A 14,204-nucleotide genomic window follows, 5' to 3' on the forward strand; every position below is an offset into this window, starting at 1 on the left:
GAACGTGATCCGGAGAGTCGACGCAGGCGCTGCACCGGGAGGAGTTCCTCATGGCCAAGGCAGTGGGCATCGACCTGGGCACCACCAACTCGGTGATCGCCGTGTGGGAGGGCGGCGAGCCGTCCGTCGTGCCCAACAGCGAGGGCAACCGCACGACACCGTCCGTGGTGGCCTTCACCGACACCGGGGAACGTCTGGTGGGCCAGTTGGCCCGGCGCCAGGCGATCCTCAACCCCAAGGGCACCATCTACTCGGCCAAGCGGTTCATCGGCCGGCACTACGACGAGATCTCCGACGAGGCCAGGGCGGTGGCGTACGACGTCGTCGAGGGCGACGGCGGGGCGGCCCGCTTCAAGGTGCGCGACAAGCTGTACGCGCCTGAGGAGATCAGCGCACAGGTGCTGCGCAAACTCGCCGACGACGCGTCCAAGCAGCTGGGGGAGCGGGTCACGGAGGCGGTCATCACGGTGCCCGCCTACTTCAACGACGCCCAGCGGACCGCCACCAAGGACGCCGGACGGATCGCCGGACTGGAGGTGCTGCGGATCATCAACGAGCCGACGGCGGCCGCCCTCGCGTACGGCATGGACAAGAAGGAGCACGAGACCGTGCTCGTCTTCGACCTGGGCGGCGGCACCTTCGACGTGAGCATCCTCGACGTCGGCGACGGCGTGGTGGAGGTGCGCTCCACCGCCGGGGACAGCCACCTGGGCGGCGACGACTTCGACCGGCGTCTGGTGGACTACCTCGCGGACGACTTCCAGAAGGAGAACGGCATCGACCTGCGCAAGGACCCGCAGGCGCTGCAACGACTGTTCGAGGCGGCGGAGAAGGCCAAGACCGAGCTCAGTTCGGTGACGCAGACGCAGGTCAGCCTGCCGTTCATCACCGCCGACGCCGCGGGCCCCAAGCACCTCACCGACTCGATCATGCGGTCCACTTTCGAGCAGATCACCGGCGACCTGGTGGAGCGTTGCCTGGGACCGGTGCAGCAGGCGATGGCCGACGCGAAGGTCGGCGAGAGCGACATCGACGAGGTCATCCTCGTCGGCGGTTCCACCCGCATTCCCGCCGTCCAGACCCTGGTCCGCCGGCTGACCGGCGGCAAGGAACCCAACATGAGCGTCAACCCCGACGAGGTCGTGGCCCTGGGCGCCGCGATCCAGGCCGGGGTGCTCAAGGGCGAGGTCAAGGACGTCCTGCTGCTCGACGTCACCCCCTTGTCGCTGGGCGTGGAGACACGCGGCGGAGTGATGACGAAGATCATCGAGCGGAACACCACCATCCCGGTGCGCCGCAGCGAGACGTTCTCCACCGCCGAGGACAACCAGCCGGCCGTCGATGTGGTGGTCCTCCAGGGCGAGCGCGAGCGGGCCGCCGACAACCGGGTGCTGGGCCGGTTCCAGCTCACCGACATCCGGCCTGCGCCGCGGGGCGAACCGCAGATCGAGGTCACCTTCGACATCGACGCCAACGGCATCCTCAACGTCAAGGCCCGCGACCGGGACACCGGCAAGGAACAGGGCATCACCATCAGCGAGAGCTCCAACCTGGACCGCAGTGAGGTCGAGCGCATGGTCCAGGAGGCCGAGCGCAACCAGGGCCAGGACCAGGCACTCCGGGAGGCCGTCGACGCCCGCAACGAACTCGACGCCGTCGCGTACCAGGTCGAGAAGCGCCTCGCCGAACTGGGCGACGCAGCGCCCGCGCACGAGAAGGCACGTGCCGAGATGCTCGTGTCCGATGCCCGGGCGGCGGTCAAGGAAGAGGCGGGCGTGGAGCGCGTGCGGCCTCTGACCTCCGAACTCCAGCAGGTGTTCGCCGGGCTGGCGGCCCATCAGGGCGCCGCCGCCACGGACGGCGGTCCCGGCCAGGACGGCGCCACCGGCGGTCCCACGGGTGGCGGTGGCGGTGACGATGATGTCATCGACGCCGAGTTCGACAAGGGCTGAGGCGCGCCATGCCCACCCACCCCCAGGAACCCGACCGGGCCGCATCGGATCCGGGCGCGCAGGTCCCGGCAGGCGCCGGGCCTGGTCCTCGCGGGGATCTGCCCCAACCGGGGCCGCCCCGGCCGGACGCGACGAACGGCGAACCGGGGCCCGATGCCGCCGGTCCCGCGCCTGCCGAGGACGAGTACACGACCGCGATCCAGGAACTGGAGGACCGCTGGCGGCGCGCCCTCGCCGACCTCGACAACCTTCGCAAGCGTCACGCCAGGGAACTGGATCGCGAACGGGCGGCAGAGCGGTCCCGCACGGCGGCCGCCTTCCTGCCCGTCCTCGACAACCTCGAACTCGCCCTGACCCACGCCGGCGCCGATCCGGGCGCGATCGTGGAGGGCGTCCGGGCCGTACGCGACCAGGCGGTGAACGTCCTCGAACTGCTCGGCTACCCGCGGCACGCGGAGAGCGGTGTCGCCTTCGACCCGGCGCGGCACGAGGTGGTCGGCGTCGTCCAGGACCCCGACGCCCCACCGGGCACCGTCGTCGAGGTGCTGCGCCCCGGCTACGGGGACGGTGAGCGGCAGCTCAGGCCCGCCGCCGTGACGGTCGCGAAGCGGGAGTGACCGGCGATGGCACGGGACCACTACGAGGTGCTGGGCGTGTCGCGGACCGCGAGCCAGGACGAGATCCAGCAGGCATATCGCAAGCTCGCCCGCAAGTACCACCCCGACGTCAACAAGGACCCTGGCGCGGAGGAACGCTTCAAGGACCTCAACGAGGCGTACAGCGTCCTGTCCGACCCCAAGACCCGGGCCCGCTACGACCGCTTCGGCGAGGACTTCCGCAGGATCCCCGAGGACTTCGACGAACGGGTCGCTGCCGGAGCGGGCGGCGGCTTCCGCGCTCGCAGGACCACAGGCGCGGGCGGCCCTCGCGTCCGCTACACCACCGGCCTCGGTGGCGACTTCGGCGCGGAGGGCATCGACATCGAGGACCTGCTCGGCTCCATGTTCGGAGCCGGCGCCGCCCGAGGCGGCGTCCCCGGAGCGGACCAGGAGGCCGAACTGCCGCTCACCGTCGAGGAGGCGTACCGAGGCGGCCGTCGCACCGTCACACTGGCCGGCCCCACCGGGCAGCCGCGGCGGTACGAGGTCGACGTGCCGCCGGGCGTCACCGACGGGCAGCGCATCCGGCTGGCGGGTGAGGGAGGCCAGGGCAGTGGTGCCGCGGCCGCGGGCGACCTGTACCTGCGGGTGCGCATCCAGCCCCACCCCCGGTTCCGGCTGGACGGCCGTGACGTGCACGTCCAGGTCCCGGTCGCCCCCTGGGAGGCGGCCCTGGGCGCGACCGTGCCGGTGCCCACGCCCGGCGGCGGCACGGCGAAGGTCACGGTGCCCGCGGGCTCGTCCAGCGGCCGGCGGCTGCGGCTGCGCGGCGAGGGCATGCCGAATCCGCGGGGCGCGAACGGCGACCTGTACGCCGAACTTCGCGTCATGGTGCCTCCCGCCCTCGGCGACCGGGAGCGCGAGCTGTTCGAGGAGCTCGCCGCCACTTCCTCGTTCGACCCCAGGAGGACGCGATGAACGACCGACCCGCGGGAGCGGGAGGCATCGGCCGGGCCGACGTGGGAGCCCGTCAGGTACGAAGGGGCGCCGACATCACGGCCTCGACGGCTGTCCGGTACGCGCTCGTGCCCGTCCCCAGGCTCTCCCTGGCCGCCGTGGCCCTTCGCTCGGGCCTCCACCCCGAGCTGATCCGCCGGTTCGTCGCCCTCGGCCTGGTCGACGCCGAGCGCGACTCCGCGGGGCGACTGGTGTTCGATCCCACGGCCCCGGCGGTGCTCGCCCGTATCCAGCGGCTGCGCACCGGACTCTGCCTCAACTACGCATCCATCGGCCTGGTGCTCGACCTGCTCGACCGCATCAGCCTGCTCGAAGCCGCCCTGCGCGGCCGCGGCACGAGGAGTGAAACACCCCCATGGACATGAACCGTCTCACCCAGAAGTCGCAGGAAGCCCTCCAGGAGGCCCAGAGCGCGGCCGTCGGCATGGGGCACACCGAGGTCGACGGGGAACACCTGCTGCTCGCGCTTCTCGATCAGGAGGACGGTCTGATCCCACGGTTGCTGCAACAGGCCGGCACCGGGCCGAAGGAGCTGCGCGCGGCCCTGCGCGAGGAACTCTCCCGCCGCCCGAAGGTCACCGGTCCCGGCGCGGCACCCGGCCAGGTCTTCGTCACCCAGCGCCTGTCCCGCCTGCTCGACGCCGCCGAGCGGGAGGCCAAACGCCTCAAGGACGAGTACGTGTCCGTGGAGCACCTCCTGCTCGCCCTGGCCGAGGAGGGCTCGGCGACCGCCGCCGGACGCCTGCTCAAGGAGCACGGCGTGACCCGGGACTCGTTCCTGAGCGCGCTCACCCAGGTGCGCGGCAACCAGCGCGTCACCTCCGCCAACCCCGAAGTGGCCTACGAGGCTCTGGAGAAGTACGGCCGCGATCTCGTCCTCGAGGCCCGGTCCGGGCGGCTGGACCCGGTCATCGGCCGTGATGCGGAGATCCGCCGCGTCACCCAGATCCTCAGCCGCAAGACCAAGAACAACCCCGTCCTCATCGGCGATCCCGGTGTCGGCAAGACCGCCATCGTCGAGGGCCTGGCCCAGCGCATCGTCCGCGGCGACGTCCCCGAGGGCCTGCGCGACAAGACGGTGTTCGCTCTCGACATGGGATCCCTGGTCGCCGGCGCCAAGTACCGCGGCGAGTTCGAGGAACGCCTCAAGGCCGTGCTGTCCGAGGTGAAGGCCGCCCAGGGACGCATCCTGCTCTTCGTCGACGAACTCCACACCGTCGTCGGCGCGGGCGCCGCCGAAGGGGCCATGGACGCGGGCAACATGCTCAAGCCGATGCTCGCCCGCGGTGAACTCCACATGATCGGCGCCACCACCCTCGACGAGTACCGCAAGCACATCGAGAAGGACGCCGCCCTCGAACGCCGCTTCCAGCAGGTCCTGGTCGACGAGCCGAGCGTGGAGGACACCATCTCCATCCTGCGCGGACTGCGCGAACGCCTCGAGGTCTTCCACGGCGTGAAGATCCAGGACACCGCACTGGTCTCCGCGGCCACCCTCAGCCACCGCTACATCACCGACCGGTTCCTGCCCGACAAGGCCATCGACCTCGTCGACGAGGCGTGCGCCCGGCTGCGTACCGAGATCGACTCGATGCCCGCCGAACTCGACGAGATCACCCGCCGCGTCACCCGCCTGGAGATCGAGGAGGCGGCCCTGTCCAAGGAGACCGACGCCGCCAGCAGAACTCGTCTGGAGGAACTGCGCAAGGAACTGGCCGACCTGCGCGGCGAGGCAGACGCCAAACACGCCCAGTGGGAGGCCGAACGGCAGGCCATCCGCCGCGTGCAGGAACTACGCCAGGAACTGGAGCAGGTCCGCCACGAGGCGGAGGAGGCCGAACGCGCCTACGACCTCAACCGCGCCGCCGAACTCCGCTACGGCCGCCTCCAGGACCTGGAGCGCCGGCTGAAGGCCGAGGAGGAGCAACTGGCCACCAAACAAGGGAAGAACCGGCTGCTGCGCGAGGTCGTCACCGAGGAGGAGATCGCCGAGATCGTCGCCGCCTGGACCGGCATCCCCGTCGCCCGTCTCCAGGAGGGCGAACGCGAGAAGCTGCTGCGCCTCGACGAGATCCTGCGCGAGCGCGTCATCGGCCAGGACGAGGCCGTCGAACTCGTCGCCGACGCCATCATCCGCGCCCGCTCCGGCATCCGCGACCCGCGCCGCCCCATCGGCTCGTTCATCTTCCTCGGCCCCACCGGCGTCGGGAAGACCGAGCTGGCCAAGACCCTCGCCGCGGCCCTGTTCGACTCCGAGGAGAACATGGTCCGCCTCGACATGAGTGAGTACCAGGAGCGGCACACCGTCAGCCGGCTCATGGGCGCACCCCCCGGATACGTCGGCTACGAGGAAGGCGGCCAGCTCACCGAGGCCGTACGCCGCAAGCCGTACTCGGTCGTGCTGTTCGACGAGATCGAGAAGGCGCACACCGATGTCTTCAACACCCTGTTGCAGGTCCTCGACGACGGCCGCATCACCGACTCCCAGGGCCGCACCGTCGACTTCCGCAACACCGTGATCATCATGACGTCGAACATCGGCTCCGAGCACCTCCTCGACGGCGCCACCGCCGAGGGCGAGATCAAGCCGGACGCCCGCGCCCTGGTGATGGGCGAGCTGCGCGGGCACTTCCGCCCGGAGTTCCTCAACCGCGTCGACGACATCGTGCTGTTCAAGCCGCTCGGCGAGCGGCAGATCGAGCGGATCGTGGAGCTGCAGTTCGACGAGCTGCGCCGCCGACTCGCCGAACGCCGCATCACCGTCGAACTCACCGCAGCTGCCCGGGAGTTGATCGCCCACCAGGGCTACGACCCGGTGTACGGCGCCCGGCCGCTGCGCCGCTACATCTCCCACGAGGTCGAGACGATGGTCGGGCGCGCCCTGCTGCGCGGTGACGTCCAGGACGGCGCGACGGTCCGCGTCGACGCCGAACACGGAGAGCTGGTGGTCACCTACGACCAGCCCGAGGACGTGAAGGGAGCGCGGGCGGCATGAGCACGATGCAGGCGACGACCGTCAGTTGTCCCCACTGCGGGCGCACCAACCGGGTGCCCGTGGCCGCGGTGGGCCGCCCCAGGTGTGGCTACTGCAAGCAGCCTCTGCCGTGGATGGTGGACGCGGGCGACGACGACTTCACCGAGGTCGCCGAGCGAGCCGACGTCCCCGTCGTGGTCGACCTGTGGGCCACCTGGTGCGGCCCCTGCCGCATGGTCAGCCCCGCACTGGAGAAGGTCGCCACCGATCTCGCCGGCCGCATCAAACTCGTCAAGGTCGACGTCGACAAGAACCCGCGACTGTCGCGGCGTTTCGAGGTCCAGGCCGTACCGACACTGCTGATCCTCGACCGGGGCGAGACGGTCGCCCGGCAGGCGGGGGCGGCGCCCGCCCCCGCTCTGCGCCAGTGGGTGGAGCAGTCGATCACCGCCCGGAAAGGGTGATCCGGATGACCCTGCACGCAGACCCCCACCTCGCGCTCGTCCGGCCGGTCCAGCCGCTGACCCCGGAAGGGTGTCAGGAGTGTCTGGCGCTCGGCTCCCCGTGGGTCCACCTGAGGCTCTGCCTGACCTGCGGGCACGTCGGCTGCTGCGACTCCTCGCCGAACAAGCACGCGCGCAGGCACGCAGCTGCCGACGCCCATCCGATCGTGCAGTCCTTCCAGCCCGGCGAGGAATGGCGCTGGTGCTACGTTCACGAGGCGTTCGTCTGATGTCCGGCGACCAGCCGCTGCCGGGCGAAGAGCCGGTGCCGGAGAAGGCGGACGCGGCCGCCTTCTGGGAGACCCCGGACATCTACGGCGCGTACCCGCGCCTCACGGAGGACCAGACAGCACGTCTGGCGGAGCACGGGCAACGCCGGACCATGGCTCCGAACGACGTGCTGATCCGGGAGGGCGAGCGCTGCGAGACGTTCTTCGTCGTCCTCAGCGGTACCGTCGCCGTCGTCGAGGACCACGGCACTCCCGAGGAGCACGTGCTGCGCGTGCACGGCCCCGGTCGCTTCATCGGCGAACTCGGCCTGCTGTACGGACAAGTGGCCTTCTACACCGCTGTCGCCAGGGAGCCCGGCGAGGTCCTCGTCGTCTCCTTGGACCGGTTGCGCCACCTGGTGTCCCAGGACTCCACCATCGGGGACGTCGTGCTGCGCGCCTGTCTGTGCCGTCGTGCGCTGCTCGTCGGACAGGGCGCCGGCTTCCGCATCATCGGCTCGCGCTACTCGCCCGACACCAGACGGCTGCGCGAGTTCGCCGTACGCAACCGGCTGCCGCACCGCTGGATCGACCTGGAGACCGACGAGGAGGCCGAGGAGCTGCTGCGCCGCTTCGGCGTCGGCCCGGCGGAGACACCACTCGTCATCTGGCGGGACACCACCCTGTTGCGCAACCCCAGCAACGCGGAACTGGCCCGGCTCATCGGGCTGCCGTCACTACCCGCCGGAAACCGTCACGGCGACGTCCTCATCGTGGGCTCCGGACCCGCCGGCCTCGCTGCCGCCGTGTACGCCGCCTCCGAGGGGCTGCGCACCACGGTGGTGGAGGCGATGGCCGCCGGAGGCCAGGCCGGCACCTCCTCCCGCATCGAGAATCTGCTCGGCTTCCCCTCCGGCATCTCCGGCGCCGAACTCACCGAACGCGCGGTGCTCCAGGCCGAGAAATTCGGCGCCGGGATCAGCCTTCCACTGGAGGCGAGCGGTCTCCATCCCAAGGACGACGACCACTGTGTCGTGGCGTTCGCCGACGGCAGCGAGATCGCCGCCCGCGCCGTCGTCCTGGCCATGGGTGCCCGCTACCGCCGGCTCCAGGTGCCCGGCATCGAACGCCTGGAGGGAACGAGCGTGCACTACTCGGCGACCGTCTACGAGGCCCAGCAGTGCCGCACCGACCCGGTGGCCGTCGTCGGCGGAGGCAACTCGGCGGGCCAGGCGGTGCTGTTCCTCGCCGGGTACGCGCCGAAGGTGCACCTGCTGGTCCGAGGAGCCGGCCTGGAGGCCAACATGTCCCGGTACCTGGTCGACCAGGTCGAGCACCATCCGCGGGTGGAGGTCATGCTGCACACCGAGGTCACCGAGGTCATCGGCCAGGACGTGCTGGAGGAGATCGACGTGGTCGACAACCGCACGGGCGGGCACCGCCGGCTCGCGGTGCGGAGCCTGTTCGTCTTCACCGGCGCCGAACCTCACACCGAGTGGCTCGCCGGCATCGTCGCCCTCGACTCCCGCGGTTTCGTCCTCACCGGGCCGGAGGCCCAGGAAGCCTGCGCCTCCCCCGAGGTGTGGCACGGCCGCGGGCGCTCGTGCATGACCCTGGAGGCCAGCCTGCCCGGGGTCTTCGCGGTAGGGGACGTCCGTAGCGGCTCGGTGAAGCGGGTGGCCTCCGCGGCCGGTGAGGGCGCGATGGCCATCCACTTCGTGCACCGGCACCTGGGGCACTCGGCCGTACCCGGCACCACGGGCACGCCGGCTGTCGCGGGCCACTCGGACGTCTCCCCACGCCTACGTCACAAGGAGTCCGCATGGCTCGCATGACGAACGGCGGACGATGGGATGACGAGAAGCAATAAGGAGGCATGGCCCTCTGGGCGCCCACCCCCTCGCAATCCTCTGGCCGAGTTCGACGAACTGCTCAACCAGGTGAGCGGCCTGCTGGAGTCGACGGTGGGCGCGGCACCGGCGGTCGCGTGGACGCCTCACGCGGACGTGTCGGAGTCCGAGGACGGCGACGCGCTCCAGCCCCAACTCTTCGCCCGCTTCTCTGAAGTCCAAGATCTGGCATGTGGGCGTCTGTGGTGATGCGCAGGAGTCGGCTGCCGTCGGGGGCGAGCGGGAGGTCGCCGCCGGTGCGGTGGAGGTCGACGGCGGCGATCCGCAGCGGAGCGACCACTGCTGAGGGCCGGTCCGGTGCCGGGCGCAGGGTGCGGGTGCGCAGTGCGGCGCACGCGACAAGGACCCGCCTGGCGAGGTCCCGACCGGGCCCGCAGTGACAATGCCTGCCTATCCTGGGCGAACCCGGACCGGGCCGCCACGATCGTCGAGGGGTGCCGCTGGAGGTGCTGGTCGGCAAGGTCGCGGCCGGGTGCGGGACCTGTGGGAAGTCCGCTCGGCCGGCGCCGTACTGTGTCCATCGCGCTGTCGGGTTCTGGGCCCGCCGCGCTGAACGCGTCTGTGCGCCGACGGCGGGTCTCCGCCGCGCGGTCAACGGGCCGGTTGATCCATGGTGCTGTCTGCGGCGGGGTTGTGGGGGACGAGGTGGTGGGCGACGCTGCGGAGTTTCTCGCAGGTCTCCTCGTGTTCGCGTTCGGGGCGGGACTGGTCGACGATGCCCGCGCCGGCCTGGAGCCAGCAGCGGCCGTCCTGTTGGAAGACGGTGCGCAGGACGAGGGCGGCGTCGAGGGTGCCGTCGGCGTCGTGGGTGAGGACCGCGCCGGCGTACAGGCCGCGGGGGTGGCCTTCGAGGGCGCGGATCAGGGGGTAGGCGGAGGCTTTGGGGATGCCGGTGGCGGTGACGGCGGGGAAGAGCGCTGCGAAGGCGTCCCAGGGGCCGTGGCCGGGGCGCAGTCGGCCGGTGGCGGTGGAGGCGAGGTGTTGGACCGTGCCGCGGGGCAGGACCGTCATGAAGTCGTCGACCTGGGTCTTGTCGCAGACGGTGGAGAGGTCGTCGAGGGCGAGTCTGACGGAGATCGCGTGTTCGTGGATCTCCTTGGGATCGGCGAGGAGTTCGGCGCGCAGCCGGGCGTCGTCGGGGCCGGTGCCGGTCCTGGCCCGGGTGCCGGCCAGGGGGCGGGTGGTGACGCGGCCGTCGGGGGTGACCTCGGCGACCGTCTCGGGGCTGAAGCCGGCGGCGCGGATGCCGCCGAGGTCGAGCAGGAAGGAGCGTGCCGGGGTGTTGGCCCGGCGTCCGGCGACGTAGGTGGCGAAGAGGTCGACGGGGGCGGGCACGGGGAGGCGGCGGGAGAGGATGACTTTCTTCAACGGGCCCTGGCCGTGCAGTTCCGTCAGGGCGGCGGCCACGGCGGCCCGGTAGTTGCCGGTGTCCTCCACCGGGAGGTCGAGGCGTGCGGACGGTTCCGGCGGGGCCGCAGCACCGTGGGCATCGACCAGGCCGATCAATTCGTCCAGCCCGGCCCGGTCGGTGCTGCGGAGCAGGATCTCCCGGCCGTCGGTCCGTGCCTCGGTGCGGGGCACGATCAGGTGCAGCAGGGGTTCGGGACCCGCCGGGGCGGTTCCGGCCAGGACCGCGCCGAGTTCGAATGCCGCCCATCCGTAGGCCCGCCAGTCGGCCACGGGCGCGCGGTCCAGGAGTTCCCCGACCCGTTTCAGCTGCCGGGCCTGACGTCCCGTCAGCCGGACAGTGGCCAGGGCGCCGCCGGCGAAGGACCAGTGGCACTGGTTCTCGTACACCACGTACGGGTGAAACAGGCGGCTGCGGGCCAGCCGCGTCATCAGCAGGAGCGGGTCCTCGGCCAGGGGGAGGCGGGCTTCCAGGTAGCGGTGGCGGGTCATCGTGGGAGGTCCTCGTCGTTCGGACCCGGGCGGCGGCCGCGTGCGCTGATCAGAGGGTAGGAGTTCACGACGAACGCCGGGTCGCTCAGCAGGCCGTGGAACGCGGCCAGTTCGCCCGGGGCGATCCCGCGGGCGGCCAGGCGGTCGGCGACCTGCGCGGTGTTGTGGCGGTGCAGCGAGATGCCCTCGCTGCCGCCGGGCCAGGCCTGCGCGTAGGTGGTGGCCGCAAGTTCCCGCAGGCCGGCCCGGGCCATGGCCCCCAGGACGCGACTGCCCCAGCGGGGGTCGGCGCCCGCTTCGGCGAGGAGGTCCATCAGGGCGGTGTGGACCTTCTCGAACAGGGCCACGGACGTCTCGTCGGGCGCGTCCAGCACGGGCGTCCAGCTGCAGTCGAACTCCTCCAGCACCAGCCAGCCGCCCGGGCGCAGGGCCGCGGCCAGCCGGTCCAGCACGTCGAGCCGCTGCGGGAGGTGCAGGAGCACCAGGCGCGCGTGCACGAGGTCGTAGTCCTCGCCGGGCAGGGGGTCGGAGACGATGTCGTGTCGCAGCAGGCGCACCTGCGCGGGGCGTGGCCGGGTGGCGGCCCAGCGCGGTTCGAGTTCGGTGACCGTCACCTCGCCGTGCGGTCCGACCTGCTCGCCCAGCCAGTCACCCAGCGAGGAGCTGCCGCCGCCGACTTCCAGGCATCTCCAGCCCGGGGCGATCCCGGTCAGTTCCAACTGGCGCCGGGAGGCCGCGTCGAAACAGGATTCGAGGGCCGCGAACCGGCCGGCGGTCTGCGCGTCCGCGCTGTCGAAGAGATAGCGGCCCATGGCCGGCCTCCGATGATGACCAAGGAAATTGGTTGTGCAGGAATTCCCGGTGCGCGGCGTCAGCACGGGGAATCATCGGGGCAGCGGAATCCGATCGGAACAGGCCGGACCGGACCGCATTCCCGGTACGGATGTCGGTGGCATCCGCTGCTCCCGCGCTCAGGCTCCAGCACATGTGACAGTCTGTCAATGAATTTCCGCCCTTTCCCTGACTCGCTGGCGTCCGGTCGAACTGGCAGCGAACAAAAGGGAATCGCGTTTACTTTTGCTACCGCCGCGCCCCGGAGGAACGCCGCACCGCCCGGCCCCGGGGCCCTGGACCGGTTCCGGTCCGGGCCCTGGTCCTGTTCAGTGGTGTCGGCGGGTGGCGAGGTCGTCCAGGGCGAGGTCGCCGGGGTGGCTGCGGGTGGGGTGGCGCGGCGCGGTCCGTCCCCAGTCGACACCGTGGCTGAAGCCCGCCGGCTCCCAGTCGGGCGCCGCCGCCTCTGACCGCTCTCCGGGCCGCCCGAGTGACGGCCGTCACGGATGCCCTTGAGGGGGTGCTGCGTAGGCTTGGGTCGTCGTCGCCGGGGGACGGGAGAGCGGGCGAAGTCTTCCCCCAATCACCTGGCGGGACGTCGCAAAAGTCGGCAAGTGGTCAGCATGAGTCCTGGAAAGCCTGGGGAGAGCTGCCCGAACGTACGACTCGTTGTAGGGTGTGAAAACAGCCCTTGACCTGCAAAAACGCAGGCAGGGAGCCTATTTGTGGGAGTGCCCCGATGTTGCGTACCATGTTCAAGTCCAAGATCCACCGTGCCACCGTCACCCAGGCCGACCTGCACTACGTGGGATCCGTGACCATCGACGCCGACCTCCTCGACGCTGCCGACCTGCTGCCCGGGGAACTCGTGCACATCGTCGACATCACCAACGGCGCCCGGCTGGAGACGTACGTCATCGAGGGCGAGCGCGGGTCCGGTGTCATCGGGATCAACGGGGCCGCGGCCCATCTCGTGCATCCGGGAGACCTGGTGATCATCATCAGCTACGCTCAGGTCACCGACGCCGAGGCGCGGGAGCTGAAGCCGCAGGTCGTGCACGTGGACGGCGGCAACCGGATCGTGTCCCTCGGCGCCGACCCGTCCGAGCCGGTGCCCGGCACCGAGCAGCAGCGCAGCCCGCAGGCCGTACGCGGCTGACGCGGAGCCCCCAGGACCAGGAGCGTGCGTGCCGATGAGCGAGATCGAGATCCGCGACGACCGGGCGGCGGGCCGCCTGGAGGCCGTCGGCGACGGTGACGTCGTCGGCCGTGTCGAGTACTTCGTCCTGGAGTCGCCCGCGCGCGCCCTGGTCCCGGTGCACACGATCGTCGAGCCCGCGCACGAGGGGCAGGGCATCGCCGGTTCACTCGCCCGCGAGCTGTACGCCCTCGCCGAGCGTGAGGGCGTCCCGGTGGTGCCGCTGTGCCCGTACGTCGCCAAGTGGGCCGAACGCCACCCCGAGACCGCCCCGCCGGCCGACCCTGCCCTCCGCGAAGCCGCGAAGGACTGGCTGCGGGCCCACCCCGACCGATTCTGACCGCCAACCGGGGGAAGCCCCCCAAGCCGACCCGGGCTCCCCTCCCCCTGGCCGTTGGCTCGCCGCTCCGGCCTCCGACTCGTGTACGACCCTGGCCCCGGCTCTTGGCTCACCGCCCTCGGCCTCCGGCCCAGGCTCCTCGGCCCGTGCCCCTGGCTCCGGCTGGCGATCCCTGCCCTCGGGCCACCCTCCCCGGGTCCCGGCTCCTTGACCCCCGGCCCGCGGCCCCGGACCACTAGCCCTGGTCGCTGGCCCGAGGTTCTCGGCCGCTCCTTGCCCCGGCCCCCGGGTCTCTGGCCCTGGCTCCGATCATTGGCCTCGGCCCGTGGCCCTCGGCCCAGCCCCTGGGTCGCGCGTTGTGCACGTGCTCCTCGGTCCACCGGGCCCCTGGTCTCCGGCCCGTGGCCCTGGCCCCGGCCCCGGCCTCTGGCCTCTGCCCGGTGTTCCCGCCCCGTCGTCCTTGGCCTCCCGGCCTGTGCTCGCGGAGTCTTGGCCTCGGCCTGCCTGTGGCCCTGGGCCCGCCCCCGGCCTCTGGCCTCTGCCCGGTGTTCCCGCCCGTGGTCCTTGGCCTCTCGGCCTGTGCTCGCGGCCCTTGGCCTCGGCCTGCCTGTGGTCGACGGCTCGGCCCCCGGCTCCTGGCCTCTGCCCGGTGTTCCCGCCCGTGGTCCTTGGCCTCTCGGCCTGTGCTCGCGGAGTCTTGGCCTCGGCCTGCCTGTGGCCCTGGGCCCGCCCCCGGCCTCTGGCCTCTGCCCGGTGTTCCCGCCCGTGGTCC

General features: G+C 71.6%; 13 protein-coding genes. 11 read left to right on the plus strand and 2 right to left on the minus strand.

Annotated features, from left to right (window positions below; translation table 11 throughout):
- Positions 1 to 50: 50 nt before the first annotated feature.
- The 9 genes from dnaK to ACFVIU_RS30040 are packed head-to-tail and all read left to right on the plus strand — an operon-like array spanning position 51 to position 9,353.
- A complete protein-coding gene (gene dnaK / locus ACFVIU_RS30000) occupies positions 51 to 1,952 on the plus strand; it encodes a molecular chaperone DnaK (RefSeq protein ID WP_385846327.1) in 1,902 nt (633 codons plus the stop codon).
- 8 nt (positions 1,953 to 1,960) lie between these two features.
- Positions 1,961 to 2,569 carry a nucleotide exchange factor GrpE gene (locus tag ACFVIU_RS30005; RefSeq protein ID WP_385846328.1) on the plus strand — a complete coding sequence of 203 codons (609 nt, stop codon included), beginning with the start codon at positions 1,961 to 1,963 and terminating at the stop codon, positions 2,567 to 2,569.
- A gap of 6 nt (positions 2,570 to 2,575) precedes the next feature.
- The gene (locus ACFVIU_RS30010; protein WP_385846329.1) at positions 2,576 to 3,529 is read left to right on the plus strand and encodes a DnaJ C-terminal domain-containing protein; all 954 of its coding nucleotides are present in this window, start codon (positions 2,576 to 2,578) and stop codon (positions 3,527 to 3,529) included.
- Complete coding sequence (locus tag ACFVIU_RS30015; protein WP_385846331.1) at positions 3,526 to 3,933, plus strand: chaperone modulator CbpM; 408 nt, start codon at positions 3,526 to 3,528, stop codon at positions 3,931 to 3,933. The genes ACFVIU_RS30010 and ACFVIU_RS30015 overlap by 4 nt, the downstream gene beginning before the upstream one ends.
- Positions 3,924 to 6,563 (plus strand): ATP-dependent chaperone ClpB, encoded by a 2,640-nt coding sequence (gene clpB, locus ACFVIU_RS30020; protein WP_385846332.1) that lies wholly within the window; start codon positions 3,924 to 3,926, stop codon positions 6,561 to 6,563. Before ACFVIU_RS30015 ends, clpB begins: the two co-directional genes overlap by 10 nt.
- Complete coding sequence (gene trxA, locus ACFVIU_RS30025; protein WP_385846334.1) at positions 6,560 to 7,006, plus strand: thioredoxin; 447 nt, start codon at positions 6,560 to 6,562, stop codon at positions 7,004 to 7,006. The genes clpB and trxA overlap by 4 nt, the downstream gene beginning before the upstream one ends.
- Positions 7,007 to 7,011: 5 nt before the next feature.
- Positions 7,012 to 7,275, plus strand: coding sequence for a UBP-type zinc finger domain-containing protein (locus tag ACFVIU_RS30030; RefSeq protein ID WP_385846335.1), 264 nt, complete (start codon positions 7,012 to 7,014; stop codon positions 7,273 to 7,275).
- Complete coding sequence (locus ACFVIU_RS30035; protein ID WP_385846336.1) at positions 7,275 to 9,089, plus strand: FAD-dependent oxidoreductase; 1,815 nt, start codon at positions 7,275 to 7,277, stop codon at positions 9,087 to 9,089. Before ACFVIU_RS30030 ends, ACFVIU_RS30035 begins: the two co-directional genes overlap by 1 nt.
- An 18-nt stretch (positions 9,090 to 9,107) precedes the next feature.
- Positions 9,108 to 9,353 carry a hypothetical protein gene (locus tag ACFVIU_RS30040; protein ID WP_385846337.1) on the plus strand — a complete coding sequence of 82 codons (246 nt, stop codon included), beginning with the start codon at positions 9,108 to 9,110 and terminating at the stop codon, positions 9,351 to 9,353.
- Positions 9,354 to 9,755: 402 nt separating this feature from the next.
- Here ACFVIU_RS30040 and ACFVIU_RS30045 read toward each other — a convergent pair whose 3' ends face one another.
- Positions 9,756 to 11,063, minus strand: coding sequence for a salicylate synthase (locus ACFVIU_RS30045; RefSeq protein ID WP_385846339.1), 1,308 nt, complete (start codon positions 11,061 to 11,063; stop codon positions 9,756 to 9,758).
- On the minus strand, positions 11,060 to 11,875 hold the full coding sequence (locus ACFVIU_RS30050) for a class I SAM-dependent methyltransferase (protein WP_385846340.1): 816 nt from the start codon (positions 11,873 to 11,875) through the stop codon (positions 11,060 to 11,062). Before ACFVIU_RS30050 ends, ACFVIU_RS30045 begins: the two co-directional genes overlap by 4 nt.
- A 758-nt stretch (positions 11,876 to 12,633) precedes the next feature.
- Here ACFVIU_RS30050 and panD point away from each other — a divergent pair.
- Entirely contained in the window at positions 12,634 to 13,053 is a 420-nt protein-coding gene (gene panD / locus ACFVIU_RS30055; protein WP_385846341.1) for an aspartate 1-decarboxylase, read from the plus strand.
- Positions 13,054 to 13,087: 34 nt separating this feature from the next.
- Positions 13,088 to 13,432: a GNAT family N-acetyltransferase gene (locus ACFVIU_RS30060; RefSeq protein WP_385846342.1), complete on the plus strand. Its 345-nt coding sequence runs from the start codon at positions 13,088 to 13,090 to the stop codon at positions 13,430 to 13,432.
- Positions 13,433 to 14,204: the final 772 nt, after the last annotated feature.

The organism is Streptomyces sp. NPDC127190 (assembly GCF_042672505.1).
Lineage (GTDB): Bacteria > Actinomycetota > Actinomycetes > Streptomycetales > Streptomycetaceae > Streptomyces.

Bases quoted from the DNA above. Each gene is read 5' to 3' on its own strand.
- ACFVIU_RS30005 (WP_385846328.1), top strand. From the start codon at position 1,961: ATGCCCACCCACCCCCAGGAACCCGACCGGGCCGCATCGGATCCGGGC.
- trxA (WP_385846334.1), top strand. From the start codon at position 6,560: ATGAGCACGATGCAGGCGACGACCGTCAGTTGTCCCCACTGCGGGCGC.
- ACFVIU_RS30010 (WP_385846329.1), top strand. From the start codon at position 2,576: ATGGCACGGGACCACTACGAGGTGCTGGGCGTGTCGCGGACCGCGAGC.
- ACFVIU_RS30030 (WP_385846335.1), top strand. From the start codon at position 7,012: ATGACCCTGCACGCAGACCCCCACCTCGCGCTCGTCCGGCCGGTCCAG.
- ACFVIU_RS30035 (WP_385846336.1), top strand. From the start codon at position 7,275: ATGTCCGGCGACCAGCCGCTGCCGGGCGAAGAGCCGGTGCCGGAGAAG.
- ACFVIU_RS30045 (WP_385846339.1), bottom strand. From the start codon at position 11,063: ATGACCCGCCACCGCTACCTGGAAGCCCGCCTCCCCCTGGCCGAGGAC.
- ACFVIU_RS30050 (WP_385846340.1), bottom strand. From the start codon at position 11,875: ATGGGCCGCTATCTCTTCGACAGCGCGGACGCGCAGACCGCCGGCCGG.
- panD (WP_385846341.1), top strand. From the start codon at position 12,634: ATGTTGCGTACCATGTTCAAGTCCAAGATCCACCGTGCCACCGTCACC.
- ACFVIU_RS30040 (WP_385846337.1), top strand. From the start codon at position 9,108: ATGACGAGAAGCAATAAGGAGGCATGGCCCTCTGGGCGCCCACCCCCT.
- ACFVIU_RS30015 (WP_385846331.1), top strand. From the start codon at position 3,526: ATGAACGACCGACCCGCGGGAGCGGGAGGCATCGGCCGGGCCGACGTG.
- clpB (WP_385846332.1), top strand. From the start codon at position 3,924: ATGGACATGAACCGTCTCACCCAGAAGTCGCAGGAAGCCCTCCAGGAG.
- dnaK (WP_385846327.1), top strand. From the start codon at position 51: ATGGCCAAGGCAGTGGGCATCGACCTGGGCACCACCAACTCGGTGATC.
- ACFVIU_RS30060 (WP_385846342.1), top strand. From the start codon at position 13,088: ATGAGCGAGATCGAGATCCGCGACGACCGGGCGGCGGGCCGCCTGGAG.